This is a genomic window from Limnohabitans planktonicus II-D5 (assembly GCF_001270065.2).
GTDB lineage: Bacteria > Pseudomonadota > Gammaproteobacteria > Burkholderiales > Burkholderiaceae_C > Limnohabitans_A > Limnohabitans_A planktonicus.
On the sequence record NZ_LFYT02000088.1, the window covers coordinates 1 to 1,435 of the forward strand.

Sequence of the window (1,435 nt, forward strand, 5' to 3'; positions counted from 1 at the left end):
AATCGCGAGATATTGGCCGACCGGCCAAAAGGGGGGTAAGGGCGTCATGCTTCTTTTCATTATTATTAAATGCATATAACTATGAATTGGGCTGAATTTTGAAAATTATGGATAATAAAGAAAGTGAAATTAAAAATATTTTCAATGGAAATATAAATAAAAATTTGATTTTCATTGAATATGAGAAATTCAAGATAGATGCCTTCATGCACAGAAAAAATTTGGAGATTTTGCGATGAATATTAGAGGTTGGGTATATGTAATCTCAAATCCGGCAATAGTTGGATTGGTGAAAATTGGGTTCTCAACAAAAGACCCATCTCTCAGGGCAAGAGAACTTGACTCAGCAGGATTTCCGCATGCTTTTAAAGTGGAGGTGGATTTTCTGGTTGATAACCCGCGTGATGTTGAGCAGCTGACGCACAAGCACTTAGCTAGCTATCGTGAGGGCAAAGAGTGGTTTCGATGTGATATCGCGACTGCGATTCGGGCTATAAAAAATTGTGCCACGATTATTCATGCCTCAAGCGGAGAAAATCTTCAAACTAGTGATAAATCTGGTTGCATCAATAGTCCTCCGGCTGTCAAAAAACTGATCTTTACGCCTTTAAGATATTGCAAACTCTGTAATGGTTTGCTAAGTGTAAAACCATGGCGTAAACTTTATTGCTGGAAATGCATGGGCCTTAAATCGACATTAGACTTGATATCACGGAACAAAGAATGGTGTGATTCTCAATCAATTAAACAATCTTATAATCCAGAAGCCCAAGACCATTCCGATCCACCCTATAACATTAATAGAAGACGTGGTGAAATGGGGCATTGCGAAAAATGTGGAAATCCGCTTATAGTTATCTCGGATGGAGTTGTCGAGTCGTGTAGTTATTGTGCCAGTGGAAAATTCAGCGATTATCAAACTTGGGCAAAGACACCTGTTAAATGATATGACCAAACAAGCAATCGGCAAGCAAATTTCTTAAGCTTTAGTGCTTTTTTGCCATTGCCATTGCCATTGCTTAAATAATATTTACACTGAGTCCATTTGATTGGGAAAATCAGTACTGCCGCAAGGTAAATAAAATCAAGTCAGTTTCTTTTTTAGAAGCTCGTTCACTTGACCAGGATTTGCTTTCCCTTTGCTGGCTTTCATGATTAGACCAACTAGGCTATTAAGCGCCTTGGTGTTACCTGCCTTAAATTCTTCGATGTTCTTTGAGCTTATGGACAGCACTTCGTCTACGATTTTCTCCAACTCACCGGCATCATTCATCTGCATCAGACCTTTATTCTTGATAATCTCATCGACAACTGACAACTGGCCTTCATTGGAAATGGCATCGCCAGAGGCATTCCAAAGCAAATCGAATACCGTCTTTGCTGCACTATGACTGATATGGCCTTGAATAATTCTTGTCACAACTGCCGCAAGTCC

1 protein-coding gene and 1 pseudogene are annotated in these 1,435 nt (G+C 39.4%); one reads left to right on the forward strand and one right to left on the reverse strand.

Annotated features, from left to right (window positions below; all coding sequences use genetic code 11):
* Window positions 1-235 precede the first annotated feature (235 nt).
* Window positions 236-946, forward strand: coding sequence for a GIY-YIG nuclease family protein (locus tag H663_RS40865; protein WP_083451165.1), 711 nt, complete (start codon window positions 236-238; stop codon window positions 944-946).
* A 138-nt stretch (window positions 947-1,084) separates the two neighbouring features.
* Here H663_RS40865 and gatB read toward each other — a convergent pair.
* Window positions 1,085-1,435: pseudogene (gene gatB / locus H663_RS40870) on the reverse strand (Asp-tRNA(Asn)/Glu-tRNA(Gln) amidotransferase subunit GatB); the annotation flags it as partial.